A 19,611-nucleotide genomic window follows, 5' to 3' on the forward strand; every position below is an offset into this window, starting at 1 on the left:
TTGGCCCCAGTGGTGAACTGCCGATCATGTTTTAAAAAATTCTTCAAAAAAATTTCAATTGGCGTCGATCGAGCCGGGCTTCGTTCGTCGTATGATCAGGAAGGCCCCACCGGCTTCCAATAACCAAGGGAGAAGACAATGCGTGTGATGGTGATCGTCAAGGCGACGAAAGATAGCGAAGACGGCATCATGCCGACGACCGAGCTTCTGGAAGCCATGGGCAAATACAACGAAGAGCTGGTCAATGCCGGCATCATGATGGCCGGCGAAGGACTGCACCCTTCGTCCAAAGGCAAGCGGATCGCCTTCGACGGGCCAAGCCGCACCGTTATCGACGGCCCTTTTGCCGAAACCCGCGAGCTGATCGCCGGCTTCTGGCTCTGGGAAGTCAAGGACATGGCCGAAGCCGTCGAATGGGCCAAGCGCTGCCCCAATCCGATGCTTGGACCAAGCGAGCTGGAAATACGCCGGGTGTTCGAGGCAGCCGATTTCGGCGAGGCGTTGACGCCTGAACTGGCCGAGCAGGAAGAACGGCTGCGCGAAAAGGCAGCCAAGCGCTGATTTCGGCCGGACCGCGTCAAGCCACCACTGCGGCTTGACGCAGCCGCCACTGCTCGCTTAATCCGGAAGCATGGCGGCTAACCAAACACACCAGGCGATTGAAACAGTTTTCCGGATCGAACAGGCCCGGCTCATCGGCGGCCTGGCCCGTATGGTCAGGGACGTGAGTCTTGCCGAAGAGCTGGCGCAGGACGCGCTGGTGACCGCCCTGTCCGAATGGCCGAAGACAGGCGTGCCGAAAAATCCGGGAGCTTGGCTGATGGCCGCCGCCAAGCGCCGCGCCATCGATGGTTTTCGCCGCAAGAAGATGCTGGTGCGCAAGCATGCCGAAATCGGCCGCGACCTCGAAGACGAGCGCGATACCAGTGTTGGGGATGTGGAAGCGGCACTGGACGACGATCTCGGCGACGAACTGCTCGGCCTCATCTTCGCCGCCTGCCATCCCATCCTGTCGGCAGAGGCGCGCGCAGCACTCACCCTGCGGCTGATCGGCGGATTGACGACGGATGAAATTGCCCGTGCCTTTCTCTCCAACGAAGCAACCATCGCCCAACGGATTGTCCGGGCCAAGAAGACGATCGGCAATGCCGGCCTGACCTTTGCCGTGCCGCGCGGGCCGGAGCGCGGAGAACGGCTCTCCTCAGTGCTGGAGGTGATCTACCTGATCTTCAACGAGGGTTATGCGGCGACCGCCGGCGAGGATCTGATCCGCCCGGCGCTTTGCGCCGAAGCGCAGCGGTTGGGCCGTATTCTCGCAGGCCTGCTCCCAGAAGAGCCGGAAGTGCTCGGCCTGCTGTCGCTGATGGAAATCCAGGCCTCCCGTCTCAACGCCCGCGTAGCACCGGACGGGTCGCCGATCCTTTTGACCGAGCAGAACCGTGCCCATTGGGACCAGCTGTTGATCCGCCGCGGACTTGCCGCCCTGCAGCGCGCCAAAACGCTCGGTGGTGCCAACGGCCCTTACGTCCTACAGGCGGCCCTGGCAGCCTGTCATGCACGCGCCCGCAAGGCGGAGGACACGGACTGGCAGAAGATTGCTGGCCTCTACGACACGCTGCGCCAAGTGATGCCGTCGCCAGTGGTCGATCTCAATCGCGCCGTAGCCCACAGCATGGCCTTCGGGCCGGAAACCGGCCTCGCGCGCCTTGATGAGATCGATCAAGCAGCGGGCCTGCACAACTATGTCCCCATGCCCGCTGCAAGAGGCGATTTCCTGTTCCGTGCCGGGCGATTGGCGGAAGCCAAAGTTGAATTCGATCGCGCGGCAGACCTCACCCGCAACGCACGCGAAAAGGCGTTCTTTCTGGCCCGGGCCGCTGCCTGCAGCCGTTGAACCGCTGGCCTTTTCTAGTCCGCAGGACCGTCATCGGCTGACAGATTGTGATCGGCCCAGTCGCTTTTCGGAATCTCGCTACCTACCGCGAAGGCAAACGATACGACTTGCTTCAGGTCCGGCGTGACCTCGCAGGTGAAACCAATGTTGTACCAGTGGCTTTTGCTGCGAAACGCCGCGCCATCGGCATGGAGTTTCTGCCCGGAAAGTTCGGTATCGGCCATCGCATAGGCGACCAGAAAGTCCGGCTTCAGCGCGGCTTTCCAAAGATGGACCTGCTCCATCGCCTCGATATTGCAAAGCTGGACGATGCGCTCGGAGGGCGCCAGCTGGCCCAGCGTCTTGCGCGCCTTGGCGCTGCGCGGATCCGCCAGGACCTTCGCCGACCGGAGATGTGTCGCCTGAACCATGACGCTTGCTTGAGGACGTGGCCGGTCCGTTGGCAGTTTGGCAAAGTCCGGAACCGGACTTTCTGTTTGTGGCTCAGGTGCCGCATCGCTCATGGCCCCGGGCTGTGGTTGGGGCTGGAGCTGGGGCGGTTGAGCCTGGGTTTGCACCTCAGCAGCCGGTGGGCTGTTGGCAGCTTCAAACTGTTGCGGTGTCAGAACATCAACGCTGACGCTGTCTTCCGATGACGGGACCTGCCGGGGTGGCGTCACGGCCAGAAGCAGGGCAAGCCCGATGAGCAGATGGAAGCCGAGCGAGGCGCTGATACTCCAGCCGCCGGGACGGCTGGAAGGATAGGCTGGCGCCCGCATGTTGCCGATGACTTCGCTCGCCTCGAGAAACATGCCGGCCCCTTGCCGATTGGTTACATCCGCAGCCCGGGAACCGCCAGCGGGTTGTCCTCCAACGCCTGCCGGTCCGGCCGGTCGATGCGCGGCTTGCCGGTAAAGGCGTCGAAGAGATCGCGCACGAACGCTTCCGGTAGATCCTTGGTGATCAGCACCATGCGGGTGCGCCGGTCGGACGGGTCGGGCCATGCAGCCATGCGCTGCGGCGTATGGAACACGGTCTGCACGCCATGCAGGATCAGCGGCCGGTCCGGATTGTCGGACATCGAGACGATGGCCTTCATCCGCAGCAGCTTTTCGCCATGGGCGGAGCGCAGCAGATCGACGAACATTTCCAGCGCCATCGGATCGATTGGCCGGTCGTGGACGAGGCTGAACGAGCGGATATCGGCACCATGCCGGTTTTCGTCATGATGATGGTGGTGATGGTCATGGCCACAATTTTCGTGACCGCAATGCTCATGATCATGGTGGTCGTCGTGACCATGGGCATGATCGTGGTGATGATCATGGTCCGCCGTCGCTTCATCCTGCAGCCAGCGGCCGACATCGGCGATCTTGGTTGTCGGATCGTAGAGCCCGCAATGGAAAAGTTCCGCCTTGCCAGCCTCGGGCAGATCGCCATCGATCATCGGTGCGCGCGGATTGAGCGCCCTAAGCCGCGCTTTCAGCGAGATCACCGCATCCGGCGTCGCCAGCGACATCTTGCTGATCACCAGCCGGTCGGCCATCGCCACCTGCTTGACCGCTTCTTCGTGATTGTCGAGCGTCGACAGACCGTTGGCCGCATCGACGACGGTGACGACGCCATCGAGCCGGTAGCTCTGGGCGATGACGGGATTGCCCATCACCGACTGCAGCACCGGCGCCGGATCGGCAAGGCCGGTGGTCTCGATGACCACGCGCTTCAACGGCTTGATCTTGCCGGTCTGCATCCGGTCCATCAGATCGGCCAGCGTATCGACCAGTTCGCCGCGCACCGTGCAGCAGAGGCAACCGTCCGACAGCTCGATGATCCCGTCGCTCGAAGCCTCGACCAGCAGATGGTCCAGCGAGACATCGCCGAATTCGTTGATGATCACGGCCGTGTCCGTGAGATCAGGATCCTTTAGAAGCCTGTTCAGAAGGGACGTCTTTCCCGCGCCGAGAAAACCGGTGAGGATCGACACCGGCACGGCGTTCAGCAGAAGGCTCATGGTTTATCCGATCAGTATGCGGAAGCTTTAGAAAACGGGGCGAGGAACCGGGATCGGCACATTGGCGACATCGCCCTGCGCGGTCTCCGTCTGGTCCTTGCCCTTGGCATCGGCCACCTTTTCGGTGCCCGGGATAAGCCCGGCGGCGACAAGGTTCAGCGGGCGGTTGATCTCGTGAATATAGGGCGACAGCAATTTCTGCCGGCCACCTTCATCACGGTTTTCCGAGCGCACCTTGGCGGCCTTCGGATTGCAGATTTCCTTGCTGACATCGGCGACCATATCGCGGCTCTCGCCATAGGGCGCAATCTGGCCAAGTCCGGGCTTGCCGGCGCCGCTCGACGTCAGACCGAGCTGCAGCAAGCGCGCAGATTCGTCCGCCCGGCCGCCAAGGCTGTCGGCGCCAAGCACGACGGAAACGACGGCACGCCCATTGCGTGTCGCAGATGAAACCTGATTGAAGCCCGAAGCGCAGATAAAGCCGGTCTTCATGCCGTCGGCACCATCGAAGCGGCCGATCAGCATATTGAAGTTGGGATAGTTTTTCTTGCCCGTGGTGAAGCCTTCATAGGCAAAATAGGCTGCATATTGCGGAAACTCGCGCTTGATCGTGATCGCCAGAACGGCGAGATCGCGGGCGGTCGTATATTGACCCGGCGCAGGCAGCCCGTTCGGATTGACGAAATGCGAGGATGTCATGCCGATGCGCCGCGCCTCGGAATTCATCTGGTTGATGAAGGCGGGCTCGGAGCCAGCCACGGTTTCGCCGATCGCAACGGCAATGTCGTTGGCCGATTTGATCAGCATCATCTTCAATGCACTGTCGAGCGTGACGGCCTGCCCGGGCTTGTAGAACATCTTGCTCGGCGGCTCGCCGGCGGCGTTCTTGCTCATCACCACCGGTGTTTCCAGCGTCAGCTGGCCGGATTTCAGTGCCCGGAACGTCGTGTAGGCCGTCATCAGCTTGGTCAGCGAGGCCGGATACCATTTCTGATAGATTTCCCGCTGCTCATAGACTTTCAGCGAACTGACATCGACAACCAGCTGCGGATTGGCCGCACTCGGCAAGCTGGCCGAAAGCAGCGACGCGCAGGCGCCAGTCAGGACTGCGAATAGCTTCAACGCGCCACTCTTGCGAATTCCAGTTGTCACCACGTCAAACCTCGAAATTTCGGGAATTGCCTCGTATCGTCCGGCTATTTAACCTATATGGCGAGGAGATGGCAAAGACCATTCTTTTGCGCCGATGCCAAATTTCTCGTATCCCATGCCCGCAATGGATCCACAGGAAGACAAAATGCCTATTCTGAACCGCGCAGCAGAGCTCCAGACCGAAGTCACAGAATGGCGTCGCCACCTCCATACGAAACCGGAACTGCTGTTTGCCGTCGAAAATACGGCAGCTTTCGTCGAAAATAAGCTGAAGGAATTCGGCGTTGATGAAATCGTCACGGGTCTTGGCCGCACCGGTGTTGTCGGCCTGATCAAGGGCAATCTCGGCGAAGGCCGCACCATCGGCATGCGCGCCGACATGGATGCCCTGCCGATGACCGAAACCAGCGGCAAGCCCTGGGCCTCGACGACATCAGGCAAGATGCACGCCTGCGGCCATGACGGCCACACCGCCATGCTTCTGGGCGCTGCAAAATATCTCGCCGAGACACGCAATTTCAAAGGCGCGGTTGCAGTGATCTTCCAGCCGGCAGAAGAAGGCGGCGCCGGTGGCCACGAAATGGTCAAGGACGGCATGATGGAGCGTTTCGCCATCGAGGAAGTCTACGGCATGCACAATATGCCGGGCATGCCGGTTGGCCAGTTCGGCAGCCGCGTCGGCCCGATCATGGCCTCGACCGATGAATTCACCATCACCATCGATGGCCGCGGCGGCCACGCCGCCCAGCCGCACAAGACGATCGACCCGATCGTCATTGGCTCGCAGATCGTCAACGCGCTGCAGACCATCGCCTCCCGCTCGGTCGATCCGTTGTTTTCGGTGGTCGTTTCGGTGACCAAATTCAATGCCGGCTTTGCCCATAACATCATTCCGGAACAGGCCCTGCTCGGCGGCACGGTGCGCACGCTGATGCCGGAAGTGCGCGATCTCGCCGAACAACGTATCAAGCAGATTTGCGAAGGCCTGGGTGCCGCCTATGGTGCCAAGATCAAGGTTTCCTACGCCCGCAACTATCCGGTCACGGTCAATCATCGCGAGGAAACCGGCCATGCCCTTTCGGCTGCGGCAATCATCGCCGGCGAAAACCAGGTATCAGGCGATCTTGATCCGATGATGGGCGGCGAGGATTTTTCCTACATGCTGCTGGCCCGTCCCGGCGCCTTCATCTTCATCGGCAATGGCGACACGGCCGGCCTGCACAATCCGGCCTACGACTTCAATGACGAGGCTATCCCGCACGGCATCTCGTACTGGGTGAAGCTCGCCGAAACGCGGCTGGCGGCTTAAGCTGCCGCAAGCGCTGAAAGGGTAGAGAATCCGATGCATGAGATAGACAAAATCGACCGGCGGATCCTCAACATCCTGCAGGCGGACGGCCGGATCACCAATCTGGAACTGGCCGACCGCATCGGGCTTTCTCCGACTGCCACCAGCGAGCGGCTGCGCCGCTTGCTGAAGGAAGGCTATGTCTCGGGCTTTGGCGCGCGGCTTGATCCGCACAAGCTCGGTTTCGGGCTTCTCGTCTTCATCGAGGTGATGCTCGACAAAACGACACCCGAAGTGTTCGACAAGTTCGCCATCGCCGTCAAACAGGCGCCGTCGGTACTCGAATGCCATATGGTGGCCGGTGGCTTCGACTATCTCGTCAAGACCCGCTTCGAGGATATGAACGCCTATCGCAACTTCCTCGGCCAGGTGCTCTGGACCCTGCCCGGCGTCAAGGAAACGCGGACCTACGCGGTGATGGAAGAAATCAAGAACGACGGACCGCTACCGCTGGGCTGAGGTGCGTCTGTTTCCAGGCCGCAAGGAAGGCGGCTGTGGCAGCCGGAGCAGTGTCAGCGCGAGGATCATGCGGAAGGCTTGAAGACAACACTGTTCGCCTCGATCACCACAATTTTGGTTCTTTTCAAACGGCATTGATTGCGCATAGGCTCATATTGCAGCTCGACCATCGAGCCAATTTTTGAGGGGTCCCATGAAGAACATCATTATCACCGCGGCGCTCGCGCTCGCAGCTGCTTCCGGCGCGAATGCGCAAACCGTCAATGCCGGCAAGTACACCGTTCAAGGTACCAATCTCGACGGGTCGAGCTATGCCGGTACGGCGGAAATCACGCTCGCCAGCGAAACCACCTGCGTGATCGAGTGGGAAACCGCCGGCGTCAAATCGACCGGCGTCTGCATGCTCAACGGCGATGCTTTTGCAGCTGCCTACGTGCTCGAAGACGCCATGGGGCTGATCGTCTACCAGGTCAAGGGCAATGGCACGCTTGACGGCGCCTGGACGATTACCGGCAAGGACGGCTCCGGCACCGAAGTTTTGACCGAAGTCAAATGATTGGGCGGACGCGACAAAAGGCCGGCAAGGTGAATTTGCCGGCCTTTTCGTTTTAATGGATTACAGTGTCGCCATATCGATGACGAAGCGGTAGCGCACGTCGCTCTTGATGACGCGCTCATAGGCTTCGTTGACCTGGTCCATGCGGATCAGTTCGATTTCCGAGACGATGTTATGCTCGCCGCAAAAATCGAGCATTTCCTGGGTTTCCTTGATCGAGCCGATCATCGAACCGGCAATCGAGCGGCGCGACGGGACCAGCGAGAACGCATGCACCGGCACCGGCTTTTCCGGAATACCGAGCAGCACCAGCGTGCCATCGACCTTCAACAGGCCGAGATAGGCGTTCCAGTCGATCTCAGCCGAGACCGTGCACAGGATGAGGTCGAACGTTCCTGCCAGTTTCGTGAAGGTTTCGGCATCGGCGGTCGCATAATAGTGATCGGCACCGAGCTTCAGGCCATCTTCCTTCTTCGACAGGGACTGGCTGAGGACCGTGACATCGGCACCCATCGCATGAGCAAGCTTGACGCCCATATGGCCAAGACCGCCCATACCGACGACTGCGATCTTCTTGCCGGGACCAGCACCCCAGTTGCGCAGCGGCGAATAGAGCGTGATACCGGCGCAAAGCAGCGGTGCCGTCGCCTCAAAGGGCAGGTTTTCCGGAATGGAAAGGACGTAGCCTTCCTTGACGACGATGAAATCGGAATAGCCACCCTGGGTCGGCGTCTTGCCGTCGGCTTCAACGCCGTTATAGGTGACCACGAGGCCCGGCATGTACTGTTCGAGATCGACATCGCGGCTGGCGCAGGCTGTGCAGCTATCGACGAAGCAGCCGACGCCGACCCGGTCGCCGACCTTGAACTTGGAAACCTTCGAGCCGACCGCCGTAACGATGCCGGCGATCTCGTGGCCGGGAACCATTGGAAATGCCGAATTGCCCCACTCATTGCGGGCCTGATGGATATCCGAATGGCAGATGCCGGAATATTTGATGCTGATGACGACGTCGTCCTCGCGGGGTTCGCGCCGTTCGAATGTGAAGGGCTGCAGCGGCTTTGACGCATCCGTCGCAGCATATCCTCTTGCCAGGGCCATGGGTCACTCCTTTATCTGATGAAGCGGGGATTGTGATGGAAGCACAGATCGCCTCTCCCCGGAAGCATACTTGCAGATCATGTTGGCAGAACGTTAGAGCAATCCTGCAAGATTATTGTACGATCCTGCAAAACGTGTCTTCAAGGTTTTGCAGATAACCGCAGAGCGACTAACTTGCGATTTGCGAGACAAAATCTAAATAGCTGGAAAGACTTTCGATTATGACAGCTTCACGAACCCCACGCAGTCAGGAACTGATTGATCTTATTGCCCGTTTCGCCAAGGAAGATGGCGATCACAAAACGGCTATACCGGGCGTCAGCGTTCACCGGCGCTCAGGAACCGGGACGAAATCCTGTGGTTCCTACAAGCCCAGCCTGGCACTGATTGCCCAAGGCGCAAAGCAGGTGGTGCTTGGCGACGACATCTACCGCTATGGCGGCGCCGATTATCTGTTGACCTCGATCGACCTGCCGGTGACCACGCAGATCGTCGAAGCGTCGGAGGAAAAACCCTATCTGAGTGTGACTTTCGGCATCGACACCACGCGTATTGCTTCGCTTCTCGAACGCGCTGGCGGCGGCGTCCCTGCATCAACAGCACGCGGCATGACCGTCAGTTCGGTGACAGCAGAATTGGAAGATGCAACCATAAGGCTCCTCAAGCTGCTGGACCGGCCGGACGACATCCCCACCCTGCTGCCGCTGATCGAACAGGAGATCATCTACAGGCTCCTGACCGGTCCGCAGAGCGGGCGCCTGCGCCAGATGGCGGTTACCGAAAGCCAATCGCACCAGATCAGCCGTGCCTGCGTCTGGCTGAAGGAACATTACGCCTTGCCCCTGAAGATCGAGGATCTGGCCAGCCGCGTCAGCATGAGCGTTTCGTCGCTGCACCACCATTTCAAGGCGATCACCGCCATGAGCCCGATGCAGTACCAGAAGCAACTGCGGCTGCAGGAAGCCCGCCGGCTGATGCTGGAGGACATGCTGGATGCCGGTTCCGCCGGCCATCAGGTAGGCTATGAGAGCCAGTCGCAGTTCAGCCGCGAATATGCCCGTCAGTTCGGCGAGCCGCCGCTGAGGGATGTCGGCCGTGTCCGCCGCAGCCTGATGGACCGTCTGACCGGCGGCATGGAAGCACTCAGCGAAGGCTGACTGGAAAACCTCTCGCTCATATTCTGATCGGCTTCGTGGTAGACTGGCACGGAGGAGAATCACCATGATGCCAGTCACCGTACGCCTGAGTTCATGGCGGGAGGGGCGGCTCCTGCGGGAACCGGTGCTGCTGACGGCGATGGGGTTGCGCGAGACCCTGCTTGCGGCGCTCGATCACGACGAAGCCAGGGTCAATTTCGTCTGCCGCCAGGTGGAGGAAACAGGCGCCTACGAACTCTGCGGCCTCAACGAGGCCACCACTACGATCGAGAAAATCCTGCAGTCCTGAGCATCGGTCATGGATAGGGAGCGCAGCCAAAAAGGTGGCCAGCGGCTCTTGAGCTCCTAAAAGAGGACCGGCACCGCAATATGATCCGGCTCCTGCCCCTCACGAGCGCGCTCGACCATCAGCTCGAACGCCTTTTCCAGATGTCGGACAAAGCGCGTCGTATCGAACAACGGCGCGACCGGGCGCTGCGCGGCAATTTTCTCTTTTATGGCACGCAGTTCATCCCGGTTTTTCGCCAGCGAGACGCAAAGTTCGACATACTGTTCTGCATTATCCGCAACCAGTTCGCCAACCCCAAGCGCCCGCAGCAGGCTCTCCGTCACCCGCGAGGCAAAGTGTGTGCCCTTGAAGGTCGGCACCGGCAGGCCAGCCCATAATTTGTCGGATGTCGTCGTGTGGCCGTTACAGGGAAACGTATCCAGCCCGATATCCGCCGCCTGAAGGCGGGCGATGTGATCGGGATAGGCAACCGGATCGGCAAAGATAATCCGGTCACCGGCGATGCCTGCGTTTTCCATCCAGCGCAGAAGATTGTCACGTGCAAAACGATTGGAGCACATGACCCATAACAGGCTGTCTTCCGTTTGCCGCAGAATGTCCGCCCAGAGCTCAGCCGTCTGCGGCTTGATCTTGCGGTGCGTGTTGAAGGAGGCAAAGACGATGCGGTCTTCCGGCAGGCCGAGCGCACTGCGCGGGGTCGCGGGCGGCAGCGGGCGTGTGACATTGTCATTGGCCTGGTAGCTGTCGGGAAGCAGGCAGAATTTTTCGTGATAGAACGGCCGGCTGGTTTCCGGCGTCACCACGGCGTCGGTGAGAATATAGTCGCAGTCGATGCCGGTCCCGGATCCCGGAAAGCCGAGATAGGCCACCTGGATCGGGGCAGCCCCGTGATTGAGCAACCCGGCGCGGGAACCCTTGGTATGCCCCTTCAGATCGACGAGAATGTCGATACCCGAGCGGCGGATCAGTGCCGCCGCATCCGGGTCCGACAGGTAGCCGATGCGCTGCAGATTGGGATAGGTATCGCGCGATCCCTGGTCGAGCCGGATCAGGTCGTCGCCGGTACTGCAGAAAAGCGCGATGTCGAACCGGTCCGGATCGTGCTGCAGCAGCGCGCTTTGGAAAAGGCGCATCGTGGCATGCTGATCGCTGAAATCGGCCGAGAGATAGCCGACCCTGATCCTGTCAGAAAACCTGTGGGGCGCCGCCCGCCTTGCCGCTCTGGATGCCGGCGTGAAGGCTGCGGCATCGTGGATCTTCGTCTGCCGCGCATTGATGCTCTCGTCGCCGCACCAGCCGATATGGCGATGTGAAAACTCTGCGGCCAGATAGCGCTCATCGCCGGCTTTCAGCCGGTCCAGAAATCGCTGGTCATCCATCTGCGCTTCGTCGAGGCAGAGAAACTCGTGCAGATACCGGCGATAGGTTTCCTCAGCATTGGTATCGAATACGCCGGATTTGGCGGCGAGCCGGGCTATGTTCAAGGATGCGAAGGAATCGTCCGCCTCCTGCAGCATGTTGGCCGCAAGTGCCCGCAGCATCGCCTGCTTGGGGCCTCCCATTTCCGCTCCCTTGATGTAGAATGCAGCGGCCTCAGCGAACTTCTGCGTCTTGGCATAACATTGGGCAATCAACAGCAGCTCGTTGAGCGCGAACGGTTGCCGGCGGGCGGGCGACAGAATGCCCAATGCCTTGTCATAGTGACCTGCATTGTAAAAACCGAGCGCTTTTGAAAGAGATGCCGACATCAAGTTTCCCGACGTATCCACAGATAGGCCATCGCTAGCAAAACCGGCTGGTGCAAGGCTGGATCGATCGAAAACGCCCACGCAAGCCTCGCGCACCCGACACGGCCTACAGCGGGAAACCTCAATTCCGCGTGGATACGCCTGATGACACAGCTGACCCTCTGCATGCCAAGCAACCGCAATCTCCAGCACTCCGCCAGCGCGATCGAAACGGCGCTGATCTACGCGGACAAGAGAGATTGCCGGCTGGTCGTATCCGACAATTCCGGAGATCCGCAAAAGCGCGCCCGCTATGAAAACAGCCATCCACGGCTGACCTATGTCGTTCCGGATGGCGATGGCGGGCTGCAGAACATGGCCTCTGCTTTGTCAAAGGTCGAAACGCCGTTCCTGATGCCGATGGGCGATGACGACGAGATCTATGGCCTGGATGACAAACAGCCGCTTGATCTTTCGGCCCTGCCCGGCGACGTGATCGGAGTTCGGCCGCAGACATTCATCTGGACGAATGAAAAAGGGGTGCAGCAGGTCGATCGGTTTGCGATCACCGCCGGTGATGCCGGCGGCCGGCTGCTCGAATATAACGGCAAGGCCAATGGCAATAACGGGCTTTACTACAGCATGTATCGCTCGGACCTGTTCAAAGGCCTGTTTTCGCTGTTTTCGGACGCCCATCCGACGCATGGCGGCTACTGTGACTGGGCCTTGAGCTTTGCATTCTCCGCCGCCGGAAAATTTCTGACCGATACGTCGACGATCTACCGCTATGACCTTGGCCGCTGGGCGAGCAGCAGCAAGCTGGAGGCTGCAAAAACCAGCCTCTATCTGCAGGCTGGATTGCCCGACACGGCAGAGCACTTCTCGGCCCTTTTGCGGTTCATAGACGTTCACGTCTTCCTGATCAGCCTGCCCCTTCCGGATGCCGAGCGCCGGACTGCGCAGATGGCCAATGCCCGGCTGGCCCTCCGCACATTTCTGCACGAAGTCACCAAGACCCCTGATCAATACGATCCCGAAGTGGTCTATCTGGCCGAACTGACCGGCCAGACCCCCGATCTCGACACGGCCTTCCAGATCTCCCTGCTGATCATCGACCGGCTGCAGGAGGGGCTGGCTGAGAAATATGTGCGGTTTATGAAGGCCGCGGGCGGAGCGGTGTGAGCTTTGCCGCCGCTGAAAGAGGTGCGCCAAAATGAGGAGAAATGCTCTTTGCCATGAGCAGCAAAGGCGTGTCTCCTGAGGCCCCGACGACGGGCTACGCCAGTCGGGTCACTTTTTCCACAACGCTGGAGAGGATGACAATGCCTTACCGGCAGCGCGCCTCGAACCGCCGGCCGTTACGGTCTCGATAGATGCAATAGCCTTTGCGCTCATGCGAACGGCCAATGAGATTGCCGACGATGCCGCCCGCTACTGCGCCAATAGCCGCGCCGCCCCAGCTGTTGCTGACAACGCCGCCGATGATTGCGCCGGAGCCTGCGCCGATTGCAGTCCCTCGCTCTGTCACCGCGCAAGACGACAGGGCAACAATTAGTGTGGGAGCACGCCGGGACGCCGCTCATTTCCAGTCCGGCCGAATGACCAAAGAAGCTGCTAAAGCGTGAGCGGTAGAGAATAGCTGCCAATTTTGACAGCATCTAAAAGTTGTTCAAAAGATTTTGGAATTTTGGTAGCGGGAGAGGGACTCGAACCCCCGACACGCGGATTATGATTCCGCTGCTCTAACCACCTGAGCTACCCCGCCATCAGACTGCGACTTGGGCGCTTGGCCGCTGTCGTCGCGTCAGTGGGCGGCTTATAAGGTGCGGTTCATGCTGGTGTCAAGCCGAGCCGTTTCAAAAAACCGGAAGTTTTTCAAGGGACGCTGGACAATGGCCGGACACAGCGCGTGATGCGCAGTCCCCGGCCCTTTATCAGGCTGCAACCACGCTCTGCAGCAGGTCCTTCAGAGCAGCTTCGGCTGCGGCCTCGCGTTCGGAGCGCAGGATGAAACCGCCGCCATAGACGCGGGCGTCTTCTCCGATGCCGGAATAGAGCGCGCAGGCCTGGCCGGGGGCAACGCCCGCCTCGCCTTCCAGCAGCTCGACCGAGACGCCGTCTGCGCCGGCGCGCAGGATCGCAGGCGCTGGCTGACGCGTCGATCGGACCTTGGCGAAACAGGCAAACCCATCGGCCGCTACATCGAAAATATCGCCGTCACCCAGCCAGTTGATGTCGCGCAGATAGACGCGGCGGGTTTCCAGTGCTTCCTTCGGACCGACGATGACGCGGCGCGAACGGGCATCGAGATGCACCACATAAAGCGGCTCGCCGGTGGCGACGCCGATGCCGCGGCGTTGACCGATCGTATAGTGCAGGATGCCATCGTGGCTGCCGAGAACGCGGCCATCCAGATGGACGATATCGCCCGCCAAAGACGCATTCGGCTTCAGCTTGTTGATGATATCGGCATATTTGCCCTGCGGCACGAAACAGATGTCCTGGCTGTCGGCCTTCTTGGCGACGACGAGGCCCATATCTTCGGCAAGCGCCCTTGTTTCCGCCTTGGTGAGGTTGCCGAGCGGAAAACGTAGATAGTCGATCTGCTCCTGCGTGGTGGCAAACAGGAAATAGCTCTGGTCCCGATCGGCATCCGTCGGGCGAAACAACGCGCGGCGGCTAGGCGCGTCCGGCTGCGGATTGGCCTTCGAGCGGATGTAATGGCCGGTCGCCAGCGCATCGGCGCCGAGATCGCGGGCCGTCGCCAGAAGATCGGCGAATTTGACGGTCTGATTGCAGGCAACGCAGGGGATCGGCGTCTCGCCGGCGACATAGCTTTCGGCAAAGGGATTTATTACCGTTTCGCGAAAACGCTGCTCATAGTCGAGAACGTAATGCGGAATGCCCAGCACCTCGCAGACGCGGCGGGCATCGTCGATGTCCTGGCCGGCGCAGCAGGAGCCGGCCCGATGGATGGCCGCCCCGTGATCGTAAAGCTGCAGGGTGATGCCAAGAACGTCGTAGCCCTGCCGTTTCAGGATGCCGGCCACGACGGAACTGTCAACGCCGCCGGACATGGCAACCACGACGCGCGTATCTTCGGGCTTGCGGTCAAAATCGAGACTGTTCACGGCATCCAATCCGGCATTGCGGTCCATCGGCGGGTTGTTCGGCATTGTCGCGCGACCATACCCTGTTTCCTGCAAACGGCCAACGCCGCAGCAAAGCGGTTCCGGCCCAGGCCGGCCATGCCGCAAGCCGTTATATAGAAAGTCGCGGGGAATTGAACAAGGGCAAGGGCTTTGGGCTGGTCAGATCAGCTTCATCCGCATGGCGCGCGCAATCGCCTGCATGCGATTGACCGAATCAAGCTTGCGGGTCGCGGTCTTGAAGTAACTGGAAACCGTATAGGCGGAAATACCGAGGATGATGGCGATCTCGTCGCTGCTCTTGCCCGCCGCAGCCCAGCGCAGACACTCGATCTCGCGCGTCGACAGCTTGTCGCGCGCCGAGGCGCCGACCTCGAAGGTTCGCTCGAGGGTTTCGAACAGTTGCAGCAGGGTCAGATAGAGATCGGCCGTCTCGGCCCTGTCGGGCTCGCCACGCGGTCCGCACAGCAGAGCAGCAAATGCCTCCCCGTGGGTGGTGTGCAGCGTAACGGCAAATGTATTGTTCATCGCCTGCGCGGCAAACAGCGCGCCGACAGTGTCACGGGCTGCAGAGCCTTGCGCATTGAGCAGCGATTGTGTTGCGCCGAAGACCGGCAGTTTCGTATGACGCAGCCGCTCGATCAGTGCACTGGCCTGAAAAACCGTGGCGGCGTCGTATTCCCGCACAAGCTCCGATGGCCAGCTGCTCAAAACAAGGCGCTCGGCGAAGCGCTGCTGCTCGCCGAAGGGAATACGCGCGATCATGAAATGGCTGAAACCGAATTGCGCCGTGCACTGGCGCATCAGGTGGAGCACTTCATACTCCGTCTGGACTGCGGAACTGTTCATGCCTGAAAGAAAATCAGCATAAGCTTCGCTTCGCAAGGTCAGCTTGTCAGGGTCTCTCATATTTTCATCACCAACCTGCCGGCCATCGCGCCAGCTCTCGAAAAATTCTCATTCCGGAATTTTTTCGGCAGCAGCACGATAGATCCAACACCGACAAAAACTCCGAGAGGCCACCAGGGACACAATCGAAGCGAAAAGGAGGGTGTTTTGAAATAAAATGGCGCATCGAGAGCATTCCAGAGCAACAAAATGTTGCATATGCTCAATTACTCGCCGTTATTATCAACAATTTGATGAAAATTGAACCATTATATTTGCATAGCTCCCATGCATACCTGGAAATTACCAGGACAAAGCTTTCGAAGACTACAATAAAAATAGGTTCGGGAGAACAGTTACGCCGCTCCATATACCGCTTGGACGATCCGCAATTGGTCGAAGAGCGTTCTGGAAGTCTCTAAAATTATTAGCAAATTGTTACCACGCGCTTAGGCAAATGTTAAATGTGGCAGGGTAAGTTGAGCCTACATGGTCTTGAGTATGTGTAGAGAGTCCAATGACCGAAATGATACGACCCCGCGTGAAATATGTCATCGGACCCGATGGCAGCCCTTTGACAATTGCTGATCTGCCACCGGCCAATACGCGCCGCTGGGTGATCCGCAGAAAGGCAGAAGTCGTCGCCGCCGTGCGTGGCGGACTGCTGAGCCTGGAAGAAGCCTGTGACCGCTATACCCTGACCGTCGAAGAATTCCTGTCCTGGCAGTCCTCGATCAGCGACCATGGCCTTGCCGGCCTGCGGACGACCCGCATCCAGCAATATCGCCACTAGCCAGACCCTTCATTTGCAAGAGCTCAAGCGGCCGCATTCAGTGCGGCCGCAGCTGCATTTGAAGCAGCCCCGTCAGCACCGCCGATCCGGCGTAGAACCAAAGGCCCGGCTGGGTGAAAGCCTCTGCCATTCCACTGGTCTTTGCCGCAAAGATGACGAGCGCTACAAGCATCACATCCATCATCGACCATTTGCCGAGTAACGGCAGAAGGCGGGCGACCATTCCGTCCGCAGCCTTACCGTTCGCCGGTGCTGTCGCCTCGAAGGCAATCCCGACCAGCTTCGCAAAAGGGAACACGATGGAAAAAAGCGCCACGATGATGGCCAGCATCTGGTTGCCCTCTCCCCAAAGCGACGATACGATTCCCAGCAGCGACGGCGTTTCGGTGAAAAAAACCAGTTTTTCAAACTGAACCAATGGCAGCACAAGCCCGAGAGCGAGAAAAAAAGCGGACAGAACAAGGAAAAGCGGAGGGATGAGACGCATGATTCTTGTCTTCTCTTGCACGGACGGGATTACATATCACCTTTGGTGGCGCTGAACAGTGATGAACCAACCACGATGGAAACGGTCCGGGCAGCCGGCAAGGGGGAGAGATTGATGGATATTATCAGCGAAGAAACCGGCTCGCATGGCCGCTACAGTACAAAAGTCGAGGGCCATACGGCTGAAATGACCTATTCCCGGTCATCGCCGCAACTGATCATCATCGATCACACTGCGGTTCCGGATGAACTGCGCGGCAAAGGCGTCGGCCAAGCGCTGGCGGCGCACGCAATTGACGCGGCGCGAAAAGGCGGTTGGAAGATCATTCCGCTCTGCCCCTTCATGCGCGCCCAGACACAGCGTCATCCGGAATGGCAGGACGCAATCCAAGCTTAAGAAGCGTCCTTGAACCTGCTTCAAAAATACACAAGGCCCTTCTCACGGACTTGACGTAAGTCCGTGAGAAGGGCCTTTTGGCCTTGGGCAAGCCTCAAGCGCGCCTAAGCGCGCATGCGCGCACCGCTGTCGCGTTCTTCGAGCGCTGCGGCCTTGGCGAATTCCGCCTGAACCTCTTCCAGCGCAAGTTCCGCCGCATCCTGCTGTACCTTCAGTTCCCGAACCGAGACCTGGAGATTGTCTGCCCGCTGTCGCGCAGCCTTGGCAAACGTCGGATAGGCGAAATGGGTGGGATCGGTGATCCCGGACTTCTTTTCCTCGAAAGTGATCTGATTTTCCAATTCCTTGGTCATCCGCTCAAATTCGGACATCATCAGTTGTAGCTGGCTCAACTGACGCTGTTTCTCCTTCACCTGAAATTCCTTCAGGCGAACAAGGCTCTCACGTGACTTCATACGCAATACTCCCGTGATGCGAGACCCCGGTTACTGGATTTGACCCGTTCAACCGACCTTACGGCGTCGGAAACGAAAATAATTACAGCGATCTTAACAAAATCCTACCGCTGGTAACCTTTCGTTTACGGGCATCGTTAATCATAGGGACGATCATTTAAGGGTCAGTAAATGCCCAGCGCTAAATTTGGTGTTTGGCATAGATTGAGTCAGATGAGTCACATAGCCGATTTCCTTAATGTTGTGCGTTAAGGATGTCATTCTAGATTCACATGTAAAATCAGAGGTCTGCAAAAAATATTTAACATTTTCGATACACCTTGCCAGAGTGAATCAGAATTTGTTAACCATTTGCTGGCAGCCTCCAAATCAGGCAACGACTGGATCCGTATCGCGTAAGGGGGCCACAACGACCTTTCGGCGGCGGAAAAGGGGACAATTATGCGGGTTCTACTCATCGAAGACGACAGCGCGACAGCGCAGAGCATCGAACTGATGCTCAAGTCGGAAAGTTTTAACGTTTACACCACCGATCTTGGTGAAGAGGGTGTCGATCTCGGCAAGCTCTATGATTACGACATCATTCTGCTCGATCTTAACCTGCCGGACATGTCCGGTTACGAGGTTTTGAGAACGCTGCGTCTGTCCAAGGTCAAGACACCTATTCTGATCCTCTCCGGCATGGCCGGCATCGAGGATAAGGTTCGGGGCTTAGGCTTCGGCGCAGACGACTACATGACCAAGCCTTTCCACAAGGACGAATTGGTTGCTCGTATCCATGCGATCGTGCGCCGTTCCAAGGGCCATGCGCAGTCGGTCATCTCGACCGGCGAACTGATCGTCAACCTGGACGCGAAAACCGTTGAAGTCGGCGGCCAGCGCGTTCATCTGACGGGCAAGGAATACCAGATGCTGGAGCTGCTTTCGCTCCGCAAGGGTACCACGCTCACCAAGGAAATGTTCCTCAACCACCTTTATGGCGGCATGGACGAACCGGAACTGAAGATCATCGACGTGTTCATCTGCAAGCTGCGCAAGAAGCTCGCAAATGCTGCCGGCGGCGCCAACTATATCGAAACCGTCTGGGGTCGCGGCTATGTGTTGCGCGAGCCGGAAGGCGAATTCGCAGAAAGCGCCTGATAACCACCGGCCATTCCAGCCGGCGGTGTTTCGCATCCCGCATAATGCAGGGACGCCACGGCTGATCGTGCCGAAAGTTTCGTGAAAGCCCGCCGATGATGGCGGGCTTTTGCGTTTCCGGGTTTCCGCATCGTACCGCGCCCGGCCCCTTATGAGGGGTGCGTAAAAAAGCCGCCGCCTGGAAAGGCAACGGCTGGTTTGAAACGATATCGGTTGTAAAGGATCAGGCGGCGATCGACAGGCTGCCAAAGACGCTGGTCAGGATCTTGCGGTCGAACGGCTTCAAAAGGAAATCGTCGGCACCGGCGCGCTTGCCGGCCATCATCTTCTTCAGGTCCGCCTCGACGACGCAATAATAGATGCGGACGGCCTTGCCGTCGGGAAGGTTGCGGATATTGGCAATCAAATCCAGCGCGCCATCAAGGCCCGCATCAACGATGATGATGTTGGGCAGTTCCGCTTCGCAGCGCACAAGCGCTTCGAGGCCGTTTGCGGCCTCGGAGACCAGGAAATTCAGGCCCGAGAGGATGCGCTTCCCGACCTTGCGTACGACGTCCGAATCATCGGCAATCATCAAGCGTTGCATCTCAAGCTCCCTCTTGGCGCTACAGCGGGAACTAATCCCTATCT

22 protein-coding genes and 1 tRNA gene are annotated in these 19,611 nt (G+C 59.1%); 11 read left to right on the top strand and 12 right to left on the bottom strand.

Annotation, left to right across the window (positions count from 1 at the left end; genetic code table 11):
• Window positions 1–138: 138 nt before the first annotated feature.
• A complete protein-coding gene (locus ACP7BS_RS16060) occupies window positions 139–561 on the top strand; it encodes a YciI family protein (protein ID WP_426126960.1) in 423 nt (140 codons plus the stop codon).
• 70 nt (window positions 562–631) lie between these two features.
• Entirely contained in the window at window positions 632–1,894 is a 1,263-nt protein-coding gene (locus ACP7BS_RS16065; protein WP_426238908.1) for an RNA polymerase sigma factor, read from the top strand.
• A 14-nt stretch (window positions 1,895–1,908) separates the two neighbouring features.
• Here ACP7BS_RS16065 and ACP7BS_RS16070 read toward each other — a convergent pair whose 3' ends face one another.
• Genes ACP7BS_RS16070 through ACP7BS_RS16080 form a run of 3 tightly spaced genes read right to left on the bottom strand, consistent with a single transcriptional unit; the run spans window position 1,909 to window position 5,039 of the window.
• The gene (locus tag ACP7BS_RS16070; RefSeq protein WP_426238909.1) at window positions 1,909–2,685 is read right to left on the bottom strand and encodes a DUF930 domain-containing protein; all 777 of its coding nucleotides are present in this window, start codon (window positions 2,683–2,685) and stop codon (window positions 1,909–1,911) included.
• 20 nt (window positions 2,686–2,705) lie between these two features.
• On the bottom strand, window positions 2,706–3,884 hold the full coding sequence (locus tag ACP7BS_RS16075; protein ID WP_426238910.1) for a CobW family GTP-binding protein: 1,179 nt from the start codon (window positions 3,882–3,884) through the stop codon (window positions 2,706–2,708).
• Window positions 3,885–3,911: 27 nt separating this feature from the next.
• Window positions 3,912–5,039, bottom strand: coding sequence for a D-alanyl-D-alanine carboxypeptidase family protein (locus tag ACP7BS_RS16080; RefSeq protein WP_426238911.1), 1,128 nt, complete (start codon window positions 5,037–5,039; stop codon window positions 3,912–3,914).
• A gap of 142 nt (window positions 5,040–5,181) precedes the next feature.
• On the opposite strand from ACP7BS_RS16080, the gene ACP7BS_RS16085 reads away from it, so the two are divergent.
• The 3 genes from ACP7BS_RS16085 (at window position 5,182) to ACP7BS_RS16095 (ending at window position 7,399) form a co-directional block, all read left to right on the top strand.
• Window positions 5,182–6,345 (top strand): M20 aminoacylase family protein, encoded by a 1,164-nt coding sequence (locus ACP7BS_RS16085; RefSeq protein ID WP_426126951.1) that lies wholly within the window; start codon window positions 5,182–5,184, stop codon window positions 6,343–6,345.
• Window positions 6,346–6,378: 33 nt separating this feature from the next.
• Window positions 6,379–6,843, top strand: coding sequence for an Lrp/AsnC ligand binding domain-containing protein (locus tag ACP7BS_RS16090; RefSeq protein ID WP_426126950.1), 465 nt, complete (start codon window positions 6,379–6,381; stop codon window positions 6,841–6,843).
• 193 nt (window positions 6,844–7,036) lie between these two features.
• Window positions 7,037–7,399, top strand: coding sequence for a hypothetical protein (locus tag ACP7BS_RS16095; RefSeq protein WP_426238912.1), 363 nt, complete (start codon window positions 7,037–7,039; stop codon window positions 7,397–7,399).
• 60 nt (window positions 7,400–7,459) lie between these two features.
• Here the strand turns inward: ACP7BS_RS16095 and ACP7BS_RS16100 are convergent, their stop codons facing one another.
• Entirely contained in the window at window positions 7,460–8,500 is a 1,041-nt protein-coding gene (locus tag ACP7BS_RS16100) for an NAD(P)-dependent alcohol dehydrogenase (protein WP_426126947.1), read from the bottom strand.
• Window positions 8,501–8,721: 221 nt separating this feature from the next.
• Here ACP7BS_RS16100 and ACP7BS_RS16105 point away from each other — a divergent pair, with 221 nt between their 5' ends.
• Window positions 8,722–9,657 carry an AraC family transcriptional regulator gene (locus ACP7BS_RS16105; protein WP_426238913.1) on the top strand — a complete coding sequence of 312 codons (936 nt, stop codon included), beginning with the start codon at window positions 8,722–8,724 and terminating at the stop codon, window positions 9,655–9,657.
• A gap of 64 nt (window positions 9,658–9,721) precedes the next feature.
• Window positions 9,722–9,946, top strand: a complete 225-nt coding sequence (locus tag ACP7BS_RS16110; RefSeq protein ID WP_426229599.1) for a hypothetical protein — start codon at window positions 9,722–9,724, stop codon at window positions 9,944–9,946.
• A 56-nt stretch (window positions 9,947–10,002) separates the two neighbouring features.
• Here ACP7BS_RS16110 and ACP7BS_RS16115 read toward each other — a convergent pair whose 3' ends face one another.
• Window positions 10,003–11,694 (bottom strand): hypothetical protein, encoded by a 1,692-nt coding sequence (locus tag ACP7BS_RS16115; RefSeq protein WP_426238914.1) that lies wholly within the window; start codon window positions 11,692–11,694, stop codon window positions 10,003–10,005.
• 144 nt (window positions 11,695–11,838) lie between these two features.
• On the opposite strand from ACP7BS_RS16115, the gene ACP7BS_RS16120 reads away from it, so the two are divergent.
• Entirely contained in the window at window positions 11,839–12,855 is a 1,017-nt protein-coding gene (locus ACP7BS_RS16120; protein ID WP_426238915.1) for a hypothetical protein, read from the top strand.
• Between the two features lie 145 nt (window positions 12,856–13,000).
• Here the strand turns inward: ACP7BS_RS16120 and ACP7BS_RS16125 are convergent, their stop codons facing one another.
• The 4 genes from ACP7BS_RS16125 to ACP7BS_RS16140 all read right to left on the bottom strand — a co-directional run bounded on the left by ACP7BS_RS16125 (window position 13,001) and on the right by ACP7BS_RS16140 (window position 15,671).
• Window positions 13,001–13,225 (bottom strand): YMGG-like glycine zipper-containing protein, encoded by a 225-nt coding sequence (locus ACP7BS_RS16125; RefSeq protein WP_426239037.1) that lies wholly within the window; start codon window positions 13,223–13,225, stop codon window positions 13,001–13,003.
• A gap of 136 nt (window positions 13,226–13,361) precedes the next feature.
• Window positions 13,362–13,438, bottom strand: a tRNA-Met gene (locus tag ACP7BS_RS16130).
• A gap of 169 nt (window positions 13,439–13,607) precedes the next feature.
• A complete protein-coding gene (mnmA, locus tag ACP7BS_RS16135; protein WP_426239038.1) occupies window positions 13,608–14,831 on the bottom strand; it encodes a tRNA 2-thiouridine(34) synthase MnmA in 1,224 nt (407 codons plus the stop codon).
• A gap of 153 nt (window positions 14,832–14,984) precedes the next feature.
• On the bottom strand, window positions 14,985–15,671 hold the full coding sequence (locus tag ACP7BS_RS16140; protein WP_426239039.1) for a LuxR C-terminal-related transcriptional regulator: 687 nt from the start codon (window positions 15,669–15,671) through the stop codon (window positions 14,985–14,987).
• Between the two features lie 556 nt (window positions 15,672–16,227).
• Between ACP7BS_RS16140 and ACP7BS_RS16145 the strand changes: the two genes are divergently transcribed.
• A complete protein-coding gene (locus ACP7BS_RS16145) occupies window positions 16,228–16,503 on the top strand; it encodes a DUF1153 domain-containing protein (RefSeq protein WP_037099805.1) in 276 nt (91 codons plus the stop codon).
• Between the two features lie 37 nt (window positions 16,504–16,540).
• On the opposite strand, the gene ACP7BS_RS16150 is transcribed toward ACP7BS_RS16145, so the two are convergent.
• The gene (locus ACP7BS_RS16150; protein WP_426238916.1) at window positions 16,541–16,990 is read right to left on the bottom strand and encodes a paraquat-inducible protein A; all 450 of its coding nucleotides are present in this window, start codon (window positions 16,988–16,990) and stop codon (window positions 16,541–16,543) included.
• Window positions 16,991–17,104: 114 nt separating this feature from the next.
• On the opposite strand from ACP7BS_RS16150, the gene ACP7BS_RS16155 reads away from it, so the two are divergent.
• The gene (locus ACP7BS_RS16155; protein ID WP_426229610.1) at window positions 17,105–17,386 is read left to right on the top strand and encodes a GNAT family N-acetyltransferase; all 282 of its coding nucleotides are present in this window, start codon (window positions 17,105–17,107) and stop codon (window positions 17,384–17,386) included.
• Window positions 17,387–17,490: 104 nt separating this feature from the next.
• Here ACP7BS_RS16155 and ACP7BS_RS16160 read toward each other — a convergent pair whose 3' ends face one another.
• Window positions 17,491–17,841 (bottom strand): hypothetical protein, encoded by a 351-nt coding sequence (locus ACP7BS_RS16160; RefSeq protein ID WP_037099811.1) that lies wholly within the window; start codon window positions 17,839–17,841, stop codon window positions 17,491–17,493.
• Between the two features lie 441 nt (window positions 17,842–18,282).
• Here ACP7BS_RS16160 and ctrA point away from each other — a divergent pair, with 441 nt between their 5' ends.
• On the top strand, window positions 18,283–18,981 hold the full coding sequence (gene ctrA, locus ACP7BS_RS16165; RefSeq protein WP_060639445.1) for a response regulator transcription factor CtrA: 699 nt from the start codon (window positions 18,283–18,285) through the stop codon (window positions 18,979–18,981).
• A 223-nt stretch (window positions 18,982–19,204) separates the two neighbouring features.
• Here ctrA and ACP7BS_RS16170 read toward each other — a convergent pair whose 3' ends face one another.
• Complete coding sequence (locus tag ACP7BS_RS16170) at window positions 19,205–19,567, bottom strand: response regulator (RefSeq protein WP_426229613.1); 363 nt, start codon at window positions 19,565–19,567, stop codon at window positions 19,205–19,207.
• Window positions 19,568–19,611: the final 44 nt, after the last annotated feature.

It is taken from the genome of Pararhizobium sp. DWP1-1-3, from assembly GCF_049896125.1.
Taxonomy (GTDB): Bacteria; Pseudomonadota; Alphaproteobacteria; order Rhizobiales; family Rhizobiaceae; genus Pararhizobium.

Coding starts and splice junctions, on each gene's coding strand:
- ACP7BS_RS16060 (WP_426126960.1), top strand. CDS start 139: ATGCGTGTGATGGTGATCGTCAAGGCGACGAAAGATAGCGAAGACGGC.
- ACP7BS_RS16065 (WP_426238908.1), top strand. CDS start 632: ATGGCGGCTAACCAAACACACCAGGCGATTGAAACAGTTTTCCGGATC.
- ACP7BS_RS16070 (WP_426238909.1), bottom strand. CDS start 2,685: ATGTTTCTCGAGGCGAGCGAAGTCATCGGCAACATGCGGGCGCCAGCC.
- ACP7BS_RS16075 (WP_426238910.1), bottom strand. CDS start 3,884: ATGAGCCTTCTGCTGAACGCCGTGCCGGTGTCGATCCTCACCGGTTTT.
- ACP7BS_RS16085 (WP_426126951.1), top strand. CDS start 5,182: ATGCCTATTCTGAACCGCGCAGCAGAGCTCCAGACCGAAGTCACAGAA.
- ACP7BS_RS16090 (WP_426126950.1), top strand. CDS start 6,379: ATGCATGAGATAGACAAAATCGACCGGCGGATCCTCAACATCCTGCAG.
- ACP7BS_RS16095 (WP_426238912.1), top strand. CDS start 7,037: ATGAAGAACATCATTATCACCGCGGCGCTCGCGCTCGCAGCTGCTTCC.
- ACP7BS_RS16100 (WP_426126947.1), bottom strand. CDS start 8,500: ATGGCCCTGGCAAGAGGATATGCTGCGACGGATGCGTCAAAGCCGCTG.
- ACP7BS_RS16105 (WP_426238913.1), top strand. CDS start 8,722: ATGACAGCTTCACGAACCCCACGCAGTCAGGAACTGATTGATCTTATT.
- ACP7BS_RS16110 (WP_426229599.1), top strand. CDS start 9,722: ATGATGCCAGTCACCGTACGCCTGAGTTCATGGCGGGAGGGGCGGCTC.
- ACP7BS_RS16115 (WP_426238914.1), bottom strand. CDS start 11,694: ATGTCGGCATCTCTTTCAAAAGCGCTCGGTTTTTACAATGCAGGTCAC.
- ACP7BS_RS16120 (WP_426238915.1), top strand. CDS start 11,839: ATGACACAGCTGACCCTCTGCATGCCAAGCAACCGCAATCTCCAGCAC.
- mnmA (WP_426239038.1), bottom strand. CDS start 14,831: ATGGACCGCAATGCCGGATTGGATGCCGTGAACAGTCTCGATTTTGAC.
- ACP7BS_RS16140 (WP_426239039.1), bottom strand. CDS start 15,671: ATGAACAGTTCCGCAGTCCAGACGGAGTATGAAGTGCTCCACCTGATG.
- ACP7BS_RS16145 (WP_037099805.1), top strand. CDS start 16,228: ATGACCGAAATGATACGACCCCGCGTGAAATATGTCATCGGACCCGAT.
- ACP7BS_RS16150 (WP_426238916.1), bottom strand. CDS start 16,990: ATGCGTCTCATCCCTCCGCTTTTCCTTGTTCTGTCCGCTTTTTTTCTC.
- ACP7BS_RS16155 (WP_426229610.1), top strand. CDS start 17,105: ATGGATATTATCAGCGAAGAAACCGGCTCGCATGGCCGCTACAGTACA.
- ACP7BS_RS16160 (WP_037099811.1), bottom strand. CDS start 17,841: ATGAAGTCACGTGAGAGCCTTGTTCGCCTGAAGGAATTTCAGGTGAAG.
- ctrA (WP_060639445.1), top strand. CDS start 18,283: ATGCGGGTTCTACTCATCGAAGACGACAGCGCGACAGCGCAGAGCATC.
- ACP7BS_RS16170 (WP_426229613.1), bottom strand. CDS start 19,567: ATGCAACGCTTGATGATTGCCGATGATTCGGACGTCGTACGCAAGGTC.